Here is a 20,281-nt window from a genome sequence, read left to right on the forward strand (position 1 = left end):
CTAAACTTGAGGGGAAAATAATTAAAATAGGTCGCTTAAATCGTGAGTATAAGTTTTAGCAACTTGCTCACCACTTCCTTTTAATTGACCAATAATTGAAACCAGTTTTTTCGCATAACCTGGATCGGTGGCATAACCCGCTTCTTGAATACGGTAAGCCGCTTGCTCCGGGGTTTGAGCTTGAGGTACTTTGGCGTAACGAGGGCTTTCAGTGATAAGTCTGAGGTAATCTTGAATAGCTTCAACATAAGAGCCGTAAACGCGGAAATTATCACGCATTTTAATCGAATTACCATCAATCACTTCGGTTGTCATGATATTCGTGACAGGCCCTTTCCAGCTACTTCCTGCTTTGATACCAAACAGGTTATAACTTGGTTTACCGTCACCGGTTAGAATTTCACGCTTACCCCAACCTGATTCGAGTGCGGCTTGAGCAACAACTAAAAGATGGTGTACACCAGTACCTTCTGTGGCTTGTTTCGCAGGTCCTAACAGTTTTGATGCAAAAGAAGCACTACTTTCAGATAAGCCTTTAAGCTTACCAATCGTGCTTTCAACTGCATTTTGATAAGGCTGCATAGCACGATAAATTTGCCCCAAGGCTTGTGTTGGCATGGATTGAAAAATATCACTACCATCTAATGGCATTGGTGTTTTACCCGCCATTTCGCTAGGGTCCATCGTGACTTTGGCAGAAAGTTGTTTTTCTATCATGTCAGCAAAGCCCAAGCCTTTTTGTGATAAGTCTTGAGCGATTTGTTGATCATAAAGAGAGGTGTACATCTTGGTACTTTCTGAGTTGAACATGCTTTCTTGAGGAATAGCATCACGCATGCTTTTTAACATCATTTGAACGAAAACGCCTTCAAGTTGCTGCGCCACTTGGCGCAGCCCTTGCTGATCAGCATTTTGTCCAACCTGATATTTGAGTTTATTCAATGCATTACTGTCATATGCCGGCGCTGACATCGTCGGCATCGAAGAAAGCAGAGATAAATCTTTCATCAGATAATCTCCAATCTCGCACGTAAGCAACCCGCGCTTTCCATTGCTTGCAAAATTGACATTAAATCTGTTGGTGTTGCACCCAGTGCATTTAATGTGCGGATCACTTCGTTTAAGCTTGCGCTTGCATTCACTTGCTGTAATGAGCCACCTTGTTCACTCATATTTACGCTAGTATTACGCGTTACAACAGTACTACCACCCGCAAACGGAGTATTAGGTTGGCTTACATTCACTTGGCTATCAACCGTAACGGAAAGGTTACCTTGAGCAATCGCACAGCTTCCTAATGTCACATCACGATTCATAACAACAGAACCCGTTCTTGCATTGATGATCACTTTCGCATCTGCAACAACACGTTTAATTTCAAGATTCTGTACTTCAGCCAAGAAACGTACTTGTTCACTTTTACCAATAGGAACACGTAATTGAACTGTACGCGCATCTAAAGGAATAGCGGTACCCACACCTCGTAATTTATTAACAGTGTCAGAGATGTGTTGTGCCAACGTGAAGTTTTCTTCATTCAGTTGTAGGTTTAGCAGACCTGTTTGGCCAAATTGCGAAGGTAACTCACGTTCAATAATAGCACCATTACTAATGCGTCCACCTGCTAGCTGGTTAACTTTAACGCTATTACCACCCGCAGATGCACCTGCTCCCCCGACAATAATATTGCCTTGTGCTAAAGCATAAACCTGATTATCAACACCTTTTAATGGTGTCATCAGCAACGTACCACCACGTAAGCTTTTTGCATTACCTAAGGATGAAACAACGATATCGATTGATTGCCCTGTACGACCAAAAGGCGGTAATTTGGCAGTTACCATTACCGCAGCAACGTTTTTCAACTGCATATTGGTGCCGGGTGGTACTGTGATCCCCAATTGTGAGAGCATGTTATTCAGACTTTGCGTGGTAAACGGGGTTTGCATTGTTTGGTCACCCGTTCCATCTAATCCCACGACCAAACCATAACCAATCAGCGCATTTTCTCTTACCCCTTCAACAGAGGTGAGATCTCTGATCCGTTCGGCATGAGCGGAAAAACCGACACATGTCATCACGATAAAGAAAAGGCTCATCGCTATTTTTTTCATCTGGACCCTACTCATTAAAAAGGTGATACATTTAAGAAGAAGCGTTGTAGCCATCCCATAGACTGTGCTTCATTGATATAACCGTCTCCGATATATTCAATACGAGCATCAGCAACTTGGGTTGAATTTACGGTATTAGTACCACTGATGGTTCTTGGGTTCACAACACCTGAAAAACGGATAAATTCAGTACCTTGATTGATAGCAATTTGCTTTTCACCAATAACGTGCAGGTTTCCATTGGCAAGAAGCTGATCGACGGTAACAGTAATGGTGCCTTTAAAGGTATTGTTCGCATTTGCGCCACCTTTACCGCCAAAGTCACTATTTCCTTCCATACTCATATCGGTACGTTTATTACCAAACACCCCTTCCAAGAATCCCGGTGTAATCGCAGCAAGGAATCCTGCTTTACCATTACGGCTGGCATTTGCAGATGAGTTTTTGCTTGCACTGACATTCTCTTGCAATGTAATAGTCAGCGTATCGCCTATATTTCGAGGACGTCTATCTTCAAATAAAGGTTGATAGCCAAAATAAACAGGCTGAGTTGCCTGAAAAATAGAGCCATTGGGTGCCGGTGCAGTCGGTGCCGTTGGAACCGCCGTTGTGTTACCTTCTACTAACGGTTTTTTGGGTATATATGCGCATCCCGACAGTGTCAGTACCAACAGGGCGGTACCTAAACGTTGATGACGACGCCATCTGACACTAAGCTTTCTTGCCCCAGAATTGTCAGTAATGACCTTTGTATCCATCTTCGATACTCTTTTAGTAATACGCCTGACAGGAAACCCTGTCAGGCTAATGAACAAACGAAATTAGAGTTGCGTTAGTTTCTGTAACATCTGATCAGATGTTGAAATCGCTTTACTGTTAATTTCATAAGCACGTTGAGTCTGGATCATATTGACCAGCTCTTCAGCTACGTTAACGTTAGAGGTTTCAACATATCCCTGATACAACAAGCCTGCGCCGTTGATACCTGGGGCATTTTCAGTTGGTGCGCCAGAACTTGCGGTTTCTAAGTACAAGTTTTCACCAACACTTTCTAATCCGCTGTCATTAATAAAGGTTGTTAGTGTCAATTGACCCACTTGTTGTGGTGCCGGATCACCTTCAATCTCAACACTAACAGTACCATCACGACCAATCATGACCTTTTTCGCAGTTTCAGGCAGAATAATTGCCGGCACAACTTGGAAACCACTGGTTGTCACTAATTGTCCATTTTGGTCCATTTGGAATGCACCATCACGGGTATAAGCGTCTGTACCATCGGGTAACTGAACATGGAAGAAACCCTGTCCTTTAATCGCCACATCACGTGTTCCGTTTGTTGGCGCTAAGTTACCTTGGCTGTGTAAACGCTCAGTCGCAACAGGACGAACACCTGTACCAATTTGTAAACCTGACGGCGCATTCGTCTGTTCTGATGTCATTGCACCCGGTTGACGAATTGTTTGATACAGTAAATCTTCGAAAACCGCACGTTGGCGTTTAAAACCATTGGTGCTGACGTTCGCGAGGTTGTTGGAAATCACATCCATGTTTGTCTGTTGTGCATCCAACCCAGTTTTAGCAATCCATAAAGAACGGATCATGGTTTTCCCCTTACACTATTTAACTCAGTGATAGCAATTGGTTAGCTCGTTGCGCATTATCATCAGCGCTATGAATAACCTTCATTTGCATTTCGAAACGTCTTGCGTTTGCTATCATATCGACCATGGCTTCTGCTGGATTAACATTACTGCCTTCTAACACACCAGCTAACACCTTCACGCTATCATCAGCAGGTAATTGTTCACCCGCTCGCACTGTTCCTTGCTGAGATAAATGGAATAAACCATCATCGCCACGAACTAAATCGTTTTGCTCTGGTTTTACCATTTTCAGACGACCAATTTGACCCAGCATTTTGGGTGGATCAGTCGGTACATGCGCAGTCACAATACCGTTATTGGCAATACTGACATTTGCTTGAGCTGGTACTTCAATTGCACCGTTATCGCCCATTAACAAACGCCCTTGTACCATCAACATGCCGTCAGCGTTACGTTGGATATTCCCGTTTCGGGTATAGGCTTCTGTGCCATCTTCAAGTTGAACCGCTAAATAGCCGTTATCACTTAAAGCAACGTCCATTGACCTGCCGGTATAGTTCATCGTTCCTTGACTCTGATCGCTACCTGGCGTTGATGCTACCGTTAATGTACGAGTCGGTAAGGTATCGCCATTGACAGGTACGGCTCGCATTGCACTAAGCTGCGCTTTGAATCCCGGCGTTGATGCGTTTGCTAAGTTGTTCGCCACGACAGCTTGATTTTCCATCGAATGTCTGGCGCCGCCCATCGCGGTATAAATCACATGATCCATAACAGATTATTTCCGGCGTTATTAGCGCAAGCTAACCAGAGTCTGCAGGATCTGATCCTGAGTCTTGATGGTTTGTGCGTTTGATTGATAGTTACGTTGAGCAACGATCATGTTGACTAACTCTTGGCTCATATCAACGTTAGACGCTTCTAATGCGTTGTTAGTTAATTTGCCGAATACACCAGAGCCTGCAACACCGACAATTGGTGAACCTGAACCGTTAGTTTCAGACCACATGTTGTCGCCTTGTGAGCTTAAACCGCCCGCGTTTGCAAAGTTAGCTAATGCGATTTGACCAACAACTTGGCTTTGTTGGTTTGAGTAGGTCGCCATGATTGAGCCATCTTGCTCAATACGGAAGTTGGTGAATTCACCCGCTTGGTAACCGTTTTGCGCTAATTTAGATACGCTCGACTCAGAAACTTTTTGCTGAGTACTGCCGGTGAAGTCCAGTTCAATAGTACCTGCCGCAGAGCCATTTAAAGAGGCAATATTCATATCGGTCTTTGTATAACTCTCTAGCACCCCTGCATTGGTATATTTTAAAGTGCCTAAATCTTGATGAGGAGTTGGCGCACCACCTGCTGTTTTAGTTGAGGTATCTTGCCCATAAACTTTCCATTCATTGTCACTAGTTTTTACAAAGAATAAGTTCAGGTTATGTTCATTACCTAAGCTATCGTAAGTGGTAACGTTAGTACTGAAGTTATAAGTGTCGCCATCTTTAGAATCAAATGGCGCTTTAGCGGGTTTCTCTTCACCTGAATTCAGGTTAACCGCCATATTGATTTTGTCTGTTGCACTGGCGTTCATCATATCGGTAGGAATAACGATAGGTGTTGGTGTCGCCCCTTTTTGAACAACATTTTTACCATCAACAACTTGTACTGGATAACCTGTTACACGCATACCTTGCATATTGGTCAGGAAACCATCTTTATTTTTACCAAATTCACCGTTACGTGAATAGAAAACCCCACCGTTTTGATCTTCAATACGGAAAAAACCACCGCCAGAAATCGCTACGTCTGTTGGACGGTTAGTGGTAGTGATACTACCGTCTTTAAAGTTTTGACTAATACCTGCAACTTTAACACCCAGACCTGCACCTGAACCGGCAAAAACGTCAGCAAAAGAAACGTTTGCACCTTTAAAACCGTAGGTTGCGGAGTTAGAAATATTGTTACCGATAGTATCTAAGTTAGCGGCTGCTGCGTTTAAACCACTTACTGCTTGTGAAAAGGACATGCGCCCTCCAAGTTGAATATGTGTTAGTTAAAGAACCTGACGAATTTCATCCAATGAAACGGTATTACCTAAGCCAACATCAAGGCGGGCACCACCATCCACCATGGACACACTATTCACCAGCGCATAATTCAGTGTCTTAACAGGGACCTGAGCATCATTAAGCGTGGCGTTAACGGTAAATTTATAACTTCCCGGTGGAACAGGATTGTCATCTTCATCAGTACAATCCCAAGAGAAGTTATAAACATCCGGTAGCATCTTTTTGTCCATATTGATTGTACGAACGGTCACACCACTCGCATTGGTGATGTTTATCGTAAGAGAATCGGTTGGACTGAGTAATTCAAAACCAAAAGGTGTTGAAAAAAGGTGTTCACTGTCAGGCGTATTTGGGTCCGTATCATCTGCTTTATACGATCCCATTTGCTGACGTGTTTTTTCATTTTGAGTGTCAGGTGTTGGAATTGTGTCATCCCCATCACCGGGTTTTTCAGTCTCACCTTTACCGTCGGCTGGCTGAAAGACAACAATTTTATTCCCAGAGACCATAACACCTCGACCCACCAGTGAAGAGGCTTTCAACGCCTGACCTTGGTCAATCTGCCCAACAATGTTATTCACTGTTTTATTCAGTGTTTCAATGCCTTCAACAGTTGAAATCTGAGCTAACTGGGAAGTTAACTCATTATTTTGCATTGGGTTTGTTGGGTCTTGATTTTTCATCTGGGTGATGAGAAGTGTCAGGAAATTCCCTTTAATATCATCACTACCACTTTTTTTCGTATGGTATGAAGAAGGAGCATCCCCGATAATGGTATTATCATAAGGTTCATTCATTGAGGAGGAAATACCCACAATTTATTCTCCCTATTGACCTATCATTAGTGTTTTTTGCATCAGTGATTTTGCCGTGTTCATCACTTCGACGTTAGCTTGGTAGCTTCTTGATGCAGAGATGGTGTTAATCATTTCACCCACAACATCAACATTCGGCATACGTACATACCCTTTTTCATCGGCAAAGGGATGTCCCGGCTGATATTCCATACGAAATGGCGCAGGATCATCCACCACTTCTGTGACACGAACACCACCAACTTCTTGACCAGCAGGTGCGTTTACCTGAAAAACAACCTGTTTTGCACGATAAGGGTCGCCATCTGGACCCGCAACACTGTCAGCGTTTGCCATATTGCTGGCACTCACGTTTAAACGCTGTGATTGCGCTGAAAGTGCTGAACTTGAAATATCGAAAATACTAAATAAAGACATGCTCTTTACCCTACTGTTGCAATACAGCCATCATGCTTTTAACTTGCGAGTTAATAAATGTCACATCAGCCTGATACTTAAGGCTATTGTCAGCAAAATTACTACGTTCCATGTCCATATCCACGGTATTACCATCCATCGCAGTTTGATGAGGCACGCGATAAAGTAAGTCCGCTTCTAAGCGATAACCGGGTTTGATTGGGATATGGCGTTCAGATGTCATAGCTAATTGCATGCCATGAGTACCTGTACGTCCATTTTCAATGGTTTTCTTCAATTCAGAAGCAAAATCAATATCACGAGCCTGAAAGCCTGGGGTATCTGCGTTAGCGATATTCGCAGCGAGAATTTCTTGGCGTTTATTGCGTATTGAGAGCGCTTCTTGTTGAAAATGAAACGTATTTTCTAATTTATCGAGCATCTTCTATCCTTGGTGGCTAAGCCACTTACCTCAGCTGATAAAACAATTTCAGTTGACAGAATAAACGCTCAAAAAAAAGATGATTGGAGGAATAGGCGTAAATTGGATTGCTATTTATGCGTTTAAGGCGTGCAAAGTCGATGTACACTGTTATTGCTAAATAATGACAAACGCACAATTAGCATCAACTCTGTAAGGTGATACAAATTATGTTAGTTAGAACTCTTATCGGTCTATTTTCTTTTTTCTTTATGATGAATGTGAGTGTCGCAAAATCACTCCCTGAAGAACTACAAGATTTCTTTGTCGCACTTCATCAACAAGGCGATAAAGTGACTGTGACAGTTTTAACACCAGAAGATAAATGGCCTGTCTGCCAAACACAAGAGATCCAACGTCATGCTGGCGCGCGTAATTGGGGGCGTCTTTCAATCCCAATTCAGTGTGATAAACAACGTCGGTTTATTCAAATTGATGTTAGCGTTAATGGTGAATACTTAATCGCGAAAAAAGACATTAATCGTGATGACATTATTGAAACTTCTGCCGTTAGCATGGCAACGGGTGAGTTAGAAAAATTACCTTATGATGTATTACGTGATCCAGCATTAATTAAAAATGCGATCGCAATGCGACAAATATCCGCAGGAAAACCTTTAACTTCCACAATGGTTCGTCGCCCTTGGGCTATTTTGGCGGGACAAACAGTCACTGTATTTGCACAGGGTCCTCACTTTCAGATCCGTTATGAAGGTAAAGCCGTAAACAATGCTGTCGCCAATGAAACGATTCGAGTCAGAGTTAAATCAGGTCAAATCGTCACTGGCGAAGCACTTGAAGATGGCTCTGTACGCATCCCTCTTTAATAGATTAAAAAGCTGATAAGCAGAATAAGCCTATATTGAATTGCTTGTTACCCGTTTCAGTTATGGCAAGCCAAGGTAAACTCTCTTGTATTACATTTATCAATGTCGCATTTTGAATAAAAACTTTAGATTTGTTTGCATACTTTTTACTCTAAGCCTTTTTACTCTAAATAATTCAAGTTGTAGCTAGGCAGCAATTTAAAGCACTGCCAATAGATACTCTAAATAATTTAAGGTGTAGCTAGGCGGCAAGTGAATGAGTCACTAGGAGCATACAATAGTATGTGACTAGTGCGAATGAACGTAGCCAACAACGCTACAACTTAAAGTATGACGAGTAATGGGACTAGTGTGAGTGAATGCAGTCAACAACGCTATGGCTTGAAGTATGACGAGTAATGGGACTAGCGCGAGTGAATGCAGTCAACAACGCTACAACTTAAAGTATGACGAGTATGACGACTAAGATTAAAGTTTTTGATTTCATAGCCGATATAAAGAAACAAGATGATAGGCGAAAACACATAGGTTGTTTTACAATGGCTTCATCTGACTATTAATTGATGCCTAACAAAGGATTTTCCTATGAGTATTGAACGCGCGAATCCACTGCTTCCGATTAACGCAATTGCACAACGTAACCCGGGTGAAATCACTCAAGGCTCACGTAAATCGGGAACAACTGAACAAAAAACTGCAACAGGTGACACTTCTGTAAAACTAAGTGAAGCGCAGAAAAAACTTGTTCAACCTGGAAATAAAGACATTGACGTTGAGAAAGTTGCTCGTTTAAAAGAAGCAATTGCCAACGGCACATTAACCATGGACAGCGGTAAAATTGCGGACGCTCTTTTCCGTGAAGCTGCTGAAAGCATAACTCAATAATATTTTAATGATTATGATGGAAGAACTCCGCCAGACTTTAGATCTTCAATTATCACAGCTTAATACCATTGCGGGTATTTTACGTGCTGAACAACAGTTATTATGCGCAGGTAATATTGATATCAATGCCCTACACGAAGTAACTGAACAGAAGAATTTTGTCTTGTCGGCTTTAGGTCATACAGACCAACAGCGTCATACGCTAAGCCTACAAGCCGGTGTAGAAAAACCTTATTCAGGGTTGCCGTTCTTATCTGATTTATGGACACAGATAATAGACATCACGGCGGAGTTAAAATATCTGAATCAACATAACGGATTACTACTCGATCAACATATCACTCGTAATAGTGATGCTATCCGTTTTTTGCAGAAGAACCACAGCCCAACCCTTTATGGTTCTGATGGGCAAGCACAGCGTTCAACACTGGCTGGGCGTAAAATTCAGGTTTAGGCTTTCTCGATAATTATCAGAATTCACACGATACGCCATCAATATTGATGGCGTTTTGCTTTGCCGATAAAACACGACTCACTTTAAACCAGCAACAACAGATAACACTCCGCTGTTATCTATCATCTTCTTGTGGCACTTCTCTTATCTAAAACCTTAACTCTTGCTTGGATCTTGATTATCACCACATCATGACCATACTTTTTCATAACGCTAAAATAAATATCACTAAGCTATCTATTTATTGATGCACTGGCTTCTCTCTTTGTTGTGAGTAAAAAGCTAACGCATCTCCTGCTCTCTAACCATCACATCTTTCTATTTTATAAATATAAAAAAGGCCACTTATTACAGTGACCTTTTAGACTTAGATATCCCTTATAGCCAATTAATGAGGTTGTCCGCCAATCATCGACGTCATTCTAATGCGACGACCTTCACTGACTTCCATATTCGACAATACGGCTAATTGCGGTAGGCTGCGACGTAAGAAACGTGACAATAATGAACGTAACGCATGATTCACTAACAATACTGGAGCTCCACCGGACATCTCTTGGTGACGCACGGCATCCGCTGCTTGTTGTTCAATATTCTCAGCCAACCCTGGCTCTAAACCACCGCCACTTTGCATAGCTTGAACAAGAATACGCTCTAAACTTGCATCTAAACCAATGACTTGGATTTCATCCTGATCGCCAAACCAGTGTTGTGTGATCGCACGGCGAAGTGCAACACGAACAACGGCTGTTAATTCGGCTGGATCTTTCTGCTCTGGCGCGTGCTCTGCTAAAGCTTCTAATATGGTTCTCATATCACGAATAGGCACTTGCTCAGACAGCAGGTTTTGCAATACTTTGTGCAATACAGTAAGCGAAAGCATATCTGGGATCATATTTTCTGTCATTTTAGGGAGCTCTTTACTCACCCTATCAAACAACATTTGTGCTTCTTGACGACCAAATAATTCTGATGCGTATTTCGCTAATGCATGGTTAAAGTGCGTTGCAATAACGGTACTTGCAGCCACAACGGTATAACCTTGAACCTGTGCTTGCTCTCTTAAGCTGTCATCAATCCAAACTGCGGGTAAACCAAATGCTGGCTCTTGAGTAATATCGCCATCTAAAGAACCAACTGCATTACCCGGATTGATTGCTAACCAACGACCCGGATGCGCTTCACCGTGACCAATTTCAACCCCTTTCATTAAAATACGATAAGAGGAAGGTCTTAATTCCATATTGTCTCGAATATGAACGACGGGAGGAAGATATCCGGTTTCCTGAGCAAACTTTTTACGAATACCACTAATTCTGCCTAATAACTCACCATTTTGGCGATTATCAACCATTGGAATTAAGCGATACCCTACTTCCATAGCTAATGGATCTTCAAGCTGTACATCTTCCCATGAAGCTTCAACAACACGGTTTTGTTTTTCAACTTCTTCCATCTCTTTTTGTTGTTGTACTTCAGGATTGGCGTTGCGGCGTAAGATATACCAACCTAATCCACCTAATGCTGCAGTGAAGAAAAGGAAAACAAAGTTAGGCATTCCTGGTACTAAACCTAACAGACCTAGCACACCAGCAGTTAACAGTAGAACACGAGGATTATCAAACAGCTGGGTAACCATCTGTTGACCAACGTCTTCATCTGTTGCAACACGAGTAACGATAACACCCGCTGCCGTTGAAATAATCAATGCAGGAATTTGAGCAACCAGGCCATCACCGATGGTTAAAAGGGTATAAGTCGTTGCTGCATCGTTTAATGCCATTCCGTGTTGAGCAACACCGACGATAAGACCACCCACCACGTTAATCACAAGGATCATTAAGCCGGCAATGGCGTCACCACGAACGAACTTACTCGCACCATCCATTGAGCCGTAAAAGTCGGATTCTAATGAAACTTCTTTACGGCGTTTCTTTGCTTCGTCTTCGTTGATAATACCAGCATTCAGGTCAGCATCGATTGCCATCTGTTTACCCGGCATTCCATCTAACACAAAACGCGCACCTACTTCAGCAATACGTCCCGCACCCTTAGTGATAACCATAAAGTTAATCAAAATAAGGATGATAAAGACCACAATACCGATAGCAAAGTTACCGCCAACAAGAAAATGGCCAAACGCCTCAACAACGCGCCCTGCCGCTTCTGGTCCTGTATGTCCTTCCATTAAGATGATACGTGTTGAAGCCACGTTTAATGATAAACGTAACAACGTGGTAAACAGCAAAATAGTAGGGAAAGCTGCAAAGTCCAAAGTACGTCGAGTGAACATTGCAACCAACAGCACCATGATGGAGAGTGCGATATTGAAGGTAAATAATAAATCCAATAGAAAAGGTGGCAATGGCAATACCATCATTGACAGTATCAACAAGATAAGCACTGGCCCTGCCAGTATCTGCCACTGAGAACTTTTCCAATTTCCCGGCAAGCGGAGTAATGAGGCCAAATTAGCCATGACGATTATCTTCTCCAGCAAAGTCCAGTGCGGGAGGCACTGGCAAGTTCATAGGTTGTTTAGGTTTTAAACCACCTTCGGTTTTCCATCGTTTCAGCTGATAAACCCATGCAAGTACCTCTGCAACCGCAGCATAGAGGGTTGAAGGTATTGCATGGCCTATTTCACTGTGACGATATAACGCCCTAGCAAGCGGTGGCGCTTCTAGAAGCGGAATTCGATTTTCTGCACCAATCTCTTTAATTTTTAACGCAATAGCCCCTGCACCTTTTGCTAAAACTTTAGGTGCAGTCATTTTGTCGTTATATTGCAGTGCAACAGCATAGTGCGTTGGGTTCGTAACAATAACGTCAGCTTTAGGTACATCCGCCATCATTCGACGGCGAGACATTGCGTGTTGTTGCTGACGGATACGCGCTTTAAGCTGCGGATCACCCTCTTGCTGTTTAAATTCATCTTTAATTTCTTGGCGCGTCATACGTAGCTTTTTCAAATGGCTACGAATTTGGAAAATAATGTCGAATGCCACCATCGGGATCAGCATAAACACTGTGATATAGACTGCGAAAATCAGCAGTTGCATCGCATTCGCTAGCGCACTTAGTGGTGGAAGCGTGATCAGATGAAGAATATCGTTCCAGTTGTGCCATAAAAAAATGGTTGCAGCGATCCCCACAAAGGTTGATTTCAGTATCGCTTTAAATAACTCAGCTAACGCATTCATTGAAAAAATGCGCTTTAACCCGGAAATAGGGTTCCATTTTTTCGGATCAAACTTAATGGATTTACTACTAAAGTTAATTCCGCCTAATAAGGCAGAGCCACCAATTGCCACAAGTACTAAACCCAAAAATACCGGTGATAGCGCAAATACAGCTTGTTTAATCAAGCTACCAAATCGAGGGATCAGCAAATTCTCATTACCGATAAGGTGATGATTAAACGTAAACCCTTCTGTTAACATGGCATATAGCCCACGAGTGATAAACCCACCACTCATCCACAGCAAACTCACGCCACCCAAGATCATTAATACGGACGATAGCTCTTTAGAACGAACAATTTGTCCATCCTTTTTGGCTTTTTCCCGTTTATGGGGTGTGGGGTCCTCTGTTTTTTCGAGATCGCTATCTTCAGCCACAGTCTGTCCGATTTAGATATTGAGATTAAAAGCATGAATGAAATGACTCTAAGCATGACAAATTCAGAGGAAATTGATGGGCTGAACAATCGCAAATTTACGGGGCTTTTTGGGCTATGACAGCATGTACTTAAAAAATAACCCAATGATAAAAATGGAGATATAGGCAATATTGACGCTGATTATAAGGAAATCAGCAAAATTCACAGCAAAATTGAGTAATTTTACTTTTGATGTTTATTTCGACAACTTCAAAAGCCGCTTAAAAAAAGCGGCTTACATTTTCTTCAATAGCGTGTGCTATTAAAGCATTGTTACGTGATTTTTTATCCATAAAATACACCATCCTAAAAGAGCAGAGCATAGAGCGAATGCGTCCTGCATATCTCAACGTCCTTATCGCCCTAAAACTCATTAGAAGGTTAGAAACCTAAACTTTCCAGTAAATCATCAACTTGATCTTGATTTTTGATCACGCCAGCGTTGTTTTTATTAACCTGTGGACCATTTAATAAAGAGTCGGTCTCTTTCTTCACATTAGACTTTTCAAGTTGCTCTGGTGGCAGGTTTTCCATTAATACCATCACGAGTTGTTTTTCAATTTCTTGAACAACACTCATCATGCGTTTAATTACCTGACCGGTCAGATCTTGGAAATCCTGTGCCATCATAATTTCCAATAACTGACTGTTAGTAAAAGCCGTACTCTCAGGGATATCCCGCAAATAATTGCGGGTATCGGTTACAAGAGAGCGTACATCTTTCAGCTCTTCTGGCTGTTCAAACCATTGGTCCCAACGCTCAGTAAGCTTAGTCGCATCGGCACTTAACGCATCCTGTTTAGGCTGCGCAGCTTCGACACAGTTCAATGTACGCTCAGCTGCCTGAGCGGTCATTTGAGCAACATAGTCCAGTCGTTCCCTAGCGTCAGGGATGGCTTCTGCTGCTTCGGCTATTGCTTTATCCAATCCTAATTCTCGCAAACTGTCGCGTAACATCCGCGTCAATTGTCCGATCCGGCTGATAATATCAGATGTCATTTCAATATTATCTTTCGGCATAATTGGATTCCCACTCATTGCGACTCCTTAGATGCCCAGTTTTTCAAAAATTTTATTTAGTTTTTCTTCAAGAATTGCTGCTGTAAAAGGTTTAACAACATATCCACTTGCACCCGCTTGCGCTGCTGCAATGATATTTTCTTTTTTAGCTTCAGCGGTAACCATAAGTACTGGTGTTGCTGCAAGTCCCGCGTCACTACGAATATTTTTAAGAAGCTCTAGACCATCCATGTTTGGCATGTTCCAGTCTGTGATCACAAAATCAATTGCCGAATTGCGTAATTTAGCTAACGCGTCAGCACCATCTTCTGCTTCTTCTACATTCGTAAATCCTAATTCCTTTAGCAAATTACGAACTATGCGGCGCATTGTTGAAAAATCATCAACCACTAAAAATTTCAGATCCTTACTTGCCATTGAAAACTCCTTCAAAATATATCGGCAAATTACTGTGTTGCTTTTTAAACTGAACTTAATCAGATACGCAATGATTGTGTGCTGCTGATTTTCATCAGCACCGCTTTACTCATTGCGCTTATGCTTTTCACTTCGTCTACTGCGCCTAATTCAACCGCAGCGCGTGGCATACCAAAGACGACACAACTCGCTTCATCTTGTGCAAAGGTATAACTACCAGCACGACGCATTTCTAATAAACCCGCAGCACCGTCACTTCCCATTCCGGTTAAAATCACACCGATAGCATTACGTCCCGCATATTTTGCGACAGACCTAAATAGCACATCGACAGAAGGACGATGACGATTTACTGCTGGCTCTTTATTAATGTGGATCTGGTAGTTAGCACCATTGCGACGAAGCTCCATGTGATAATCACCTGGCGCAATATAAGCATGCCCAGGTAATACACGTTCGCCGTCTTCTGCTTCTTTTACACTAATTTGGCATAAACGATTTAATCGTTCTGCAAATGAGTGTGTAAACCCTGCGGGCATATGTTGCGTAATTAATATCGCAGGGCTGGTAACGGGTAATGGTTCTAGAAAATTACGAATAGCCTCTGTGCCACCAGTTGATGCACCTACAGCAATCAACTTTTCACTCGAAATCATCGGTGTAAATGACAATGATTTAGAAGGCGCTGCTTGTACTTCTCGTCGATTAATCCGTGCCAGTGCCGCAGCACGAATTTTCTCAGCAATCAGTTCACTATAAGCCATCATACCTTCACGCAAACCAAGCTGTGGTTTAGTCACAAAATCAACCGCACCCAGCTCTAACGCTTTTAACGTCACTTCTGAGCCTTTAGCTGTTAATGATGAGACCATAACGACAGGCATTGGTCTTAATCGCATCAGTTTTTCCAAGAAATCAATACCATCCATACGTGGCATTTCAACGTCTAACGTTAATACCTGTGGGTTGTACTTTTTTATTAAGTCACGAGCCACTATAGGATCTGGTGCACAATCAACAACTTCCATATCGCTATGACTGTTGATGATTTCTCGCATGATTTGACGCATTAACGCCGAATCATCAACACAGAGTACCGTTATTTTATTCATAACCTCTCCTTGCTGGTGTCAGCCCGTAAACGGTATGCCCATGCAAGTAGAAATCCTTGCTAAGCTGGCTTACATTCTCAGAATGTCCAACAAACAGCATTCCGTCTGGCTTAAGTAATGAGGTAAAGCGGTTAAGTAAGGTTTGTTGTGTCGCTTTGTCAAAATAAATCATGACATTACGACAAAAAATCGCATCAAAACTGCCTTCTAAATCCCATTGCTTGTCGAGTAAATTCAAATACTGAAAAGAGACCATCTCGCTGATTTGTTGTCTAATTTTCACGTATCCTTCAAAATCGCCGACACCTTTGAGAAAATATTTTTTCAAATATTCATCATTTAAAGTTTTAAGCTCTTCCTGTCGGTAAACACCTTTTCGTGCTTTATCCAACACATTAGTATCGATATCGCTGGCAATAATTTTGGTTTTATAAGGGTTATTCCCAAAAACATCGCGTAAAGTCATCGCAATTGAATAAGGTTCTTCTCCAGTAGATGCTGCTGCACACCATACTCGGTAGACGCCTCCTGCTCTTTTTCTGGCATGTTTAGCCAGAATAGGAAAATGATGCGCTTCCCTGAAAAATGCGGTGAGATTGGTTGTTAATGCATTCACAAACTCTTGCCATTCAGGGTTGCGTATATCACTTTTAAGAAACGCAAGATAGTCACCAAAGTTATTCATCCGTAATTCACGTAACCTCCTAGTGAGACGGTTATAAACCATCTCCCTTTTGTTGTTAGTCAGCACAATACCTGCCTTTTGATAAATCAATTGGCATATAGATTGGAACTGATCATCGGACAACATGAACCGTTGGGTAAAAATATCCAACGGTTGAGCAGCGATATCTGATAAGACTTCAGTAACATTACGTTTCATTGTTTTTTAATGGGTCTTTTTAAAAAATGATTTTTTATCTGCTTTTTTCAACCCATTACCTTCTAGGGATGAAGAATTATTACTCTCATCCGTGTCAGGCAACTCGAATGCCGATACAGCATCAACAAGATTATTAGCCTGATCTTCCAATGCTGCGGCAGCAGATGCTGATTGCTCCACCAAAGCAGCGTTTTGCTGTGTCACCTGATCCATCTGACTGACAGCATCAGCGACTTGGTGAATACCTCGACTTTGTTCATCAGAAGCTGAGGCGATTTCTGCCATTAACTCAGTGACTTTATTTACTGATGTGACGAGTTCCTCCATTGTCTGCCCTGCATTATTAACGAGTTGAGAACCTTGAGAGACTCGTAAAACAGATTCATCAATCAATAATTTGATCTCTTTTGCAGCATCAGCACTGCGTTGAGCAAGGTTACGAACTTCTCCAGCAACAACAGAGAATCCACGCCCTTGTTCACCTGCGCGCGCAGCTTCAACCGCGGCGTTAAGTGCTAATATATTGGTTTGGAACGCAATACCATCAATCACACTGATAATAGCCCCTATCTTTTGAGAACTTTGTGTAATCGCATCCATGGTTTCAACAACACTATGCGTGATTTTTCCACCACGTATGGCTGTTTCAGAAGCAGACTCTGCTAGCTTGCTCGCTTGCAAGGCGTTATCAGCATTTTGTTTTACCGTTGCTGTTAACTCTTCCATACTTGCCGCAGTTTCTTCTAACGAAGCAGCTTGTTGTTCAGTTCTTGAGGATAAATCCGTATTTCCTTTGGAAATTTCTTGAATACCAGAATACATAGCATGGCTGTTATCACGAACGATACGAATAGAACGCGCGAGCTCACCACGCATATCTCGTAGTCGTCTAAACACATCCCCTATTTCATCATCGGTGAAGACAAGAATTTCACGATTTAATTTACCGGTGGCAACATCATTAAAATAACGGCTTAAACTTGCGAAAGGTTTAATGATATTAAAACTTAGCCAACGATGAGCGGCGATTGATACCACAATAACCATCGCTATTGCACCGATAAACATCAAGATAGCAATAGTATAAGAGCGATGTCCTTGCTCTATAGATTCAGTAATTTCTGTCTGAACATAATTCATGTAAGTGTTAAATGAATTTTCCATCGCTGTTTGATAACGTTCTGTTGGTTGATCTAAAAAACCTTGGAAGTTATCGTTTTTTAACATGCTATGTAATTCAGTTAATGCACCATATAAAACGTGGTAATCGTTTTTTACTGCTTCAACGATTTCTTTTTCTTCTGTTGGGATTGCCTCTTTATTAATATCAGCAAGGAAATTTTGAAAATGAGTATTCGCCGTTTCCAAACGTGAAAGTGCAATTGATTCAATAGATTGAATATAATCCGTTGACTGTTCAGTTTTCACTGCAATAGCTACACGATTAATCGCATTACGTGTTTGTATTAAAGATGCCCAACTTAATCCTAATTCATCTCGCTTAGATGTATCTATATCTACTCTGGTGATCTGTTCGTTATTCAAATGAACGATCCCTAGCGAAATACCACTAGAAATCACCTGCATAACGCAAAACATCATCAGCAATAAATAGAGACTGGTGGATATCTTTAATTTGCGAAACCTAAACATGCCTTCACCTCGTTTAAAGCGGTGGTTAAAAGCCACCGCTTGTCAGCCACTTGTTGTTGTTAGAAAGTTTCCCAGTTAGCGGGATCTTCAACACTGCTGCTCTTTTTCTTTTCTGAGGTTCCTGGTTTTATAAGTGGAGCAGCGGCTTTAACTACAGGGGTTGCATCCGATTCCTTTCTTTCTAGCGTTTTTTCTTCCTGACCCGGTAATTTGAAGATTGAAACTAAGCGGGTTAATGCAACTGCTTGATCTTCAAGACCAGCAGCAGCGGCTGCAGATTGTTCTACTAAAGAGGCGTTTTGCTGAGTGACGCGATCCATTTCAGAAACCGCAAGGCCAACTTGTGAAATACCTCGGCTTTGCTCATCTGATGCAGAAGCGATTTCGCCCATGATGTCAGTAACACGTGTTACTGAATCCACGATACGCGTCATCGTCTCACCCGCACTTTCAACGAGTACAGAACCCGTTTCAGTACGACTTACAGAATCTTCAATCAGTGTTTTTATTTCTTTAGCAGCTTCTGCACTTCTCTGTGCAAGGTTACGAACTTCTCCGGCAACTACCGCAAATCCGCGACCATGCTCACCGGCTCTTGCTGCTTCAACAGCCGCATTCAGTGCCAAAATATTGGTCTGGAATGCAATGCCATCGATAACAGCTGTGATATCGGTGATTTTCTGAGAACTTCCGGCTATGTCGTGCATCGTTTGCACCACATTAGCAACAACTTTTCCGCCTTGGCGGGCAATATCTGAGGCGTCATTAGCAAGATTACTTGCTTGGCGAGCATTGTCTGCGTTCTGTTTTACGGTCGCCGTTAACTGTTCCATACTTGCAGCAGTTTCTTCTAACGAAGCCACTTGCTCTTCTGTACGAGCAGATAAGTCATTATTCCCAGCGGCAATTTCACTTGTGCTGTTATAAATGTTTTCCGTACTTTGATAGACACCACGAACGGTTTGAATAAGCTCTTGTTGCATATGTTTTAAACCATTTGCTAACAAGCTCATTTCATTGCGGCCATTCACTTCGATATTTGGACGTAAATCACCTTCAGAGAAAGTTTTAATACTTAATAGAAGTGAATTTAATGGTCTAATTAAGGCATTACGTAAAGCAAACCAGCATAGAATTAATGCCGAGATCACGATAATGGCTAACACAACCATAGTAATGACAGTACGTTGGTGAGAGGCTTCTAGTGCTACATTTAACTCATCGTTAAATTTCTCATTACGCATGACATATGCAAGATATTCTTTATAAAAAGCGTCTTGATAACCTGTAGTTGGTTGCTCAAAAAAGTCTTTTAAGTTCTTATCTTGAAGTAAAATTTCCAGTTGGTTTAATGCAGAAAAATATTCGATAAAACGCCCTTTTAGGCTACGAACATCATCTTCTGAGTGAACTTGATAAGCCGTAATATTCTTTTCAAATTCTTTAAATTTCTCATCTGCACGGGACATATTTTTACGAGCAAGACCCGTCAGATAGTCAACAGATAGAGAATCATCTACATTAAGATTTTTATCTTGTAATAAAAAACTAATTGCGGCGCGGTTAATGTTATTACGAGCTTGCAGTAAGTTAGCCCAGCTTTCATCTAGGCGCTCACGTTGATCTTGTATTGTCAGTGTTTTATTAAGGTCGTTTCTTGTCTCAACGATATTTGAGTAAAAAACACCCCCTGAGACAAATTGCAAAACACCAAACAACAGAAGAATGGATAATAATCCAGTCACTATTTTCATTCGGCTAAACATAGTTTCCCTTTTTATAATAAACGGTAATGAGCAAGTTATCGGCAGACTTAAGAGAAACTTTATAGGTTTCATTTCGTCTTAGTCACGTTTTTGCCCCATTAAAAAGCGGTGGTAATACTGTTTTTAA

General features: G+C 41.8%; 20 protein-coding genes. 3 read left to right on the top strand and 17 right to left on the bottom strand.

The window, feature by feature from the left end:
* Positions 1-21: 21 nt before the first annotated feature.
* From flgJ to flgB, 9 genes are all read right to left on the bottom strand, one after another.
* Positions 22-1,008 (bottom strand): flagellar assembly peptidoglycan hydrolase FlgJ, encoded by a 987-nt coding sequence (flgJ, locus tag ABN236_RS09715; protein ID WP_088495222.1) that lies wholly within the window; start codon positions 1,006-1,008, stop codon positions 22-24.
* Positions 1,008-2,114: a flagellar basal body P-ring protein FlgI gene (locus ABN236_RS09720; RefSeq protein WP_088495221.1), complete on the bottom strand. Its 1,107-nt coding sequence runs from the start codon at positions 2,112-2,114 to the stop codon at positions 1,008-1,010. Before ABN236_RS09720 ends, flgJ begins: the two co-directional genes overlap by 1 nt.
* 14 nt (positions 2,115-2,128) lie before the next feature.
* Positions 2,129-2,872: a flagellar basal body L-ring protein FlgH gene (locus tag ABN236_RS09725; RefSeq protein WP_088495220.1), complete on the bottom strand. Its 744-nt coding sequence runs from the start codon at positions 2,870-2,872 to the stop codon at positions 2,129-2,131.
* A 63-nt stretch (positions 2,873-2,935) separates the two neighbouring features.
* The gene (gene flgG / locus ABN236_RS09730; RefSeq protein WP_088495219.1) at positions 2,936-3,718 is read right to left on the bottom strand and encodes a flagellar basal-body rod protein FlgG; all 783 of its coding nucleotides are present in this window, start codon (positions 3,716-3,718) and stop codon (positions 2,936-2,938) included.
* Positions 3,719-3,737: 19 nt separating this feature from the next.
* Positions 3,738-4,493, bottom strand: coding sequence for a flagellar basal body rod protein FlgF (locus ABN236_RS09735; RefSeq protein ID WP_088495218.1), 756 nt, complete (start codon positions 4,491-4,493; stop codon positions 3,738-3,740).
* A gap of 21 nt (positions 4,494-4,514) precedes the next feature.
* On the bottom strand, positions 4,515-5,741 hold the full coding sequence (flgE, locus tag ABN236_RS09740) for a flagellar hook protein FlgE (protein WP_349473898.1): 1,227 nt from the start codon (positions 5,739-5,741) through the stop codon (positions 4,515-4,517).
* A gap of 27 nt (positions 5,742-5,768) precedes the next feature.
* Positions 5,769-6,599: a flagellar hook assembly protein FlgD gene (locus tag ABN236_RS09745; protein ID WP_349473899.1), complete on the bottom strand. Its 831-nt coding sequence runs from the start codon at positions 6,597-6,599 to the stop codon at positions 5,769-5,771.
* 12 nt (positions 6,600-6,611) lie between these two features.
* Entirely contained in the window at positions 6,612-7,016 is a 405-nt protein-coding gene (gene flgC / locus ABN236_RS09750; RefSeq protein WP_069367469.1) for a flagellar basal body rod protein FlgC, read from the bottom strand.
* A gap of 10 nt (positions 7,017-7,026) precedes the next feature.
* Entirely contained in the window at positions 7,027-7,437 is a 411-nt protein-coding gene (flgB, locus tag ABN236_RS09755; protein WP_075673034.1) for a flagellar basal body rod protein FlgB, read from the bottom strand.
* Between the two features lie 209 nt (positions 7,438-7,646).
* Between flgB and flgA the strand changes: the two genes are divergently transcribed.
* The 3 genes from flgA (at position 7,647) to ABN236_RS09770 (ending at position 9,642) form a co-directional block, all read left to right on the top strand.
* On the top strand, positions 7,647-8,303 hold the full coding sequence (gene flgA / locus ABN236_RS09760) for a flagellar basal body P-ring formation chaperone FlgA (RefSeq protein WP_194950776.1): 657 nt from the start codon (positions 7,647-7,649) through the stop codon (positions 8,301-8,303).
* A gap of 585 nt (positions 8,304-8,888) precedes the next feature.
* Positions 8,889-9,188 (top strand): flagellar biosynthesis anti-sigma factor FlgM, encoded by a 300-nt coding sequence (gene flgM, locus ABN236_RS09765; RefSeq protein ID WP_088495214.1) that lies wholly within the window; start codon positions 8,889-8,891, stop codon positions 9,186-9,188.
* A gap of 16 nt (positions 9,189-9,204) precedes the next feature.
* Positions 9,205-9,642: a flagella synthesis protein FlgN gene (locus ABN236_RS09770; protein WP_349473900.1), complete on the top strand. Its 438-nt coding sequence runs from the start codon at positions 9,205-9,207 to the stop codon at positions 9,640-9,642.
* Between the two features lie 388 nt (positions 9,643-10,030).
* Here the strand turns inward: ABN236_RS09770 and flhA are convergent, their stop codons facing one another.
* From flhA to ABN236_RS09810, 8 genes are all read right to left on the bottom strand, one after another.
* Entirely contained in the window at positions 10,031-12,121 is a 2,091-nt protein-coding gene (gene flhA / locus ABN236_RS09775; protein WP_088495213.1) for a flagellar biosynthesis protein FlhA, read from the bottom strand.
* The gene (flhB, locus tag ABN236_RS09780) at positions 12,114-13,262 is read right to left on the bottom strand and encodes a flagellar biosynthesis protein FlhB (RefSeq protein WP_156733639.1); all 1,149 of its coding nucleotides are present in this window, start codon (positions 13,260-13,262) and stop codon (positions 12,114-12,116) included. Before flhB ends, flhA begins: the two co-directional genes overlap by 8 nt.
* A gap of 422 nt (positions 13,263-13,684) precedes the next feature.
* Positions 13,685-14,341: a protein phosphatase CheZ gene (gene cheZ, locus ABN236_RS09785; protein WP_023581808.1), complete on the bottom strand. Its 657-nt coding sequence runs from the start codon at positions 14,339-14,341 to the stop codon at positions 13,685-13,687.
* A 9-nt stretch (positions 14,342-14,350) separates the two neighbouring features.
* Positions 14,351-14,740 carry a chemotaxis response regulator CheY gene (gene cheY / locus ABN236_RS09790; protein ID WP_023581807.1) on the bottom strand — a complete coding sequence of 130 codons (390 nt, stop codon included), beginning with the start codon at positions 14,738-14,740 and terminating at the stop codon, positions 14,351-14,353.
* A gap of 59 nt (positions 14,741-14,799) precedes the next feature.
* Positions 14,800-15,852, bottom strand: a complete 1,053-nt coding sequence (locus ABN236_RS09795) for a protein-glutamate methylesterase/protein-glutamine glutaminase (protein ID WP_088495211.1) — start codon at positions 15,850-15,852, stop codon at positions 14,800-14,802.
* Positions 15,845-16,735, bottom strand: coding sequence for a protein-glutamate O-methyltransferase CheR (gene cheR / locus ABN236_RS09800; protein ID WP_088495210.1), 891 nt, complete (start codon positions 16,733-16,735; stop codon positions 15,845-15,847). Before cheR ends, ABN236_RS09795 begins: the two co-directional genes overlap by 8 nt.
* A gap of 6 nt (positions 16,736-16,741) precedes the next feature.
* Positions 16,742-18,388, bottom strand: a complete 1,647-nt coding sequence (locus tag ABN236_RS09805; RefSeq protein WP_161711401.1) for a methyl-accepting chemotaxis protein — start codon at positions 18,386-18,388, stop codon at positions 16,742-16,744.
* Positions 18,389-18,447: 59 nt separating this feature from the next.
* Positions 18,448-20,154, bottom strand: a complete 1,707-nt coding sequence (locus ABN236_RS09810; RefSeq protein ID WP_161711400.1) for a methyl-accepting chemotaxis protein — start codon at positions 20,152-20,154, stop codon at positions 18,448-18,450.
* Between the last annotated feature and the right edge of the window lie 127 nt (positions 20,155-20,281).

Origin of the sequence: Proteus sp. fly-1013, from assembly GCF_040140245.1 — a bacterium.
In the GTDB taxonomy this organism is placed as follows: Bacteria; Pseudomonadota; Gammaproteobacteria; order Enterobacterales; family Enterobacteriaceae; genus Proteus; species Proteus mirabilis_B.

What these genes read in the sequence shown, in the direction of transcription:
- flgJ (WP_088495222.1), bottom strand. Translation starts at nt 1,008, where the DNA reads ATGAAAGATTTATCTCTGCTTTCTTCGATGCCGACGATGTCAGCGCCG.
- ABN236_RS09720 (WP_088495221.1), bottom strand. Translation starts at nt 2,114, where the DNA reads ATGAAAAAAATAGCGATGAGCCTTTTCTTTATCGTGATGACATGTGTC.
- ABN236_RS09725 (WP_088495220.1), bottom strand. Translation starts at nt 2,872, where the DNA reads ATGGATACAAAGGTCATTACTGACAATTCTGGGGCAAGAAAGCTTAGT.
- flgG (WP_088495219.1), bottom strand. Translation starts at nt 3,718, where the DNA reads ATGATCCGTTCTTTATGGATTGCTAAAACTGGGTTGGATGCACAACAG.
- ABN236_RS09735 (WP_088495218.1), bottom strand. Translation starts at nt 4,493, where the DNA reads ATGGATCATGTGATTTATACCGCGATGGGCGGCGCCAGACATTCGATG.
- flgE (WP_349473898.1), bottom strand. Translation starts at nt 5,741, where the DNA reads ATGTCCTTTTCACAAGCAGTAAGTGGTTTAAACGCAGCAGCCGCTAAC.
- flgC (WP_069367469.1), bottom strand. Translation starts at nt 7,016, where the DNA reads ATGTCTTTATTTAGTATTTTCGATATTTCAAGTTCAGCACTTTCAGCG.
- flgB (WP_075673034.1), bottom strand. Translation starts at nt 7,437, where the DNA reads ATGCTCGATAAATTAGAAAATACGTTTCATTTTCAACAAGAAGCGCTC.
- flgA (WP_194950776.1), top strand. Translation starts at nt 7,647, where the DNA reads ATGTTAGTTAGAACTCTTATCGGTCTATTTTCTTTTTTCTTTATGATG.
- flgM (WP_088495214.1), top strand. Translation starts at nt 8,889, where the DNA reads ATGAGTATTGAACGCGCGAATCCACTGCTTCCGATTAACGCAATTGCA.
- ABN236_RS09770 (WP_349473900.1), top strand. Translation starts at nt 9,205, where the DNA reads ATGGAAGAACTCCGCCAGACTTTAGATCTTCAATTATCACAGCTTAAT.
- flhA (WP_088495213.1), bottom strand. Translation starts at nt 12,121, where the DNA reads ATGGCTAATTTGGCCTCATTACTCCGCTTGCCGGGAAATTGGAAAAGT.
- cheZ (WP_023581808.1), bottom strand. Translation starts at nt 14,341, where the DNA reads ATGAGTGGGAATCCAATTATGCCGAAAGATAATATTGAAATGACATCT.
- cheY (WP_023581807.1), bottom strand. Translation starts at nt 14,740, where the DNA reads ATGGCAAGTAAGGATCTGAAATTTTTAGTGGTTGATGATTTTTCAACA.
- ABN236_RS09795 (WP_088495211.1), bottom strand. Translation starts at nt 15,852, where the DNA reads ATGAATAAAATAACGGTACTCTGTGTTGATGATTCGGCGTTAATGCGT.
- cheR (WP_088495210.1), bottom strand. Translation starts at nt 16,735, where the DNA reads ATGAAACGTAATGTTACTGAAGTCTTATCAGATATCGCTGCTCAACCG.
- ABN236_RS09805 (WP_161711401.1), bottom strand. Translation starts at nt 18,388, where the DNA reads ATGTTTAGGTTTCGCAAATTAAAGATATCCACCAGTCTCTATTTATTG.
- ABN236_RS09810 (WP_161711400.1), bottom strand. Translation starts at nt 20,154, where the DNA reads ATGTTTAGCCGAATGAAAATAGTGACTGGATTATTATCCATTCTTCTG.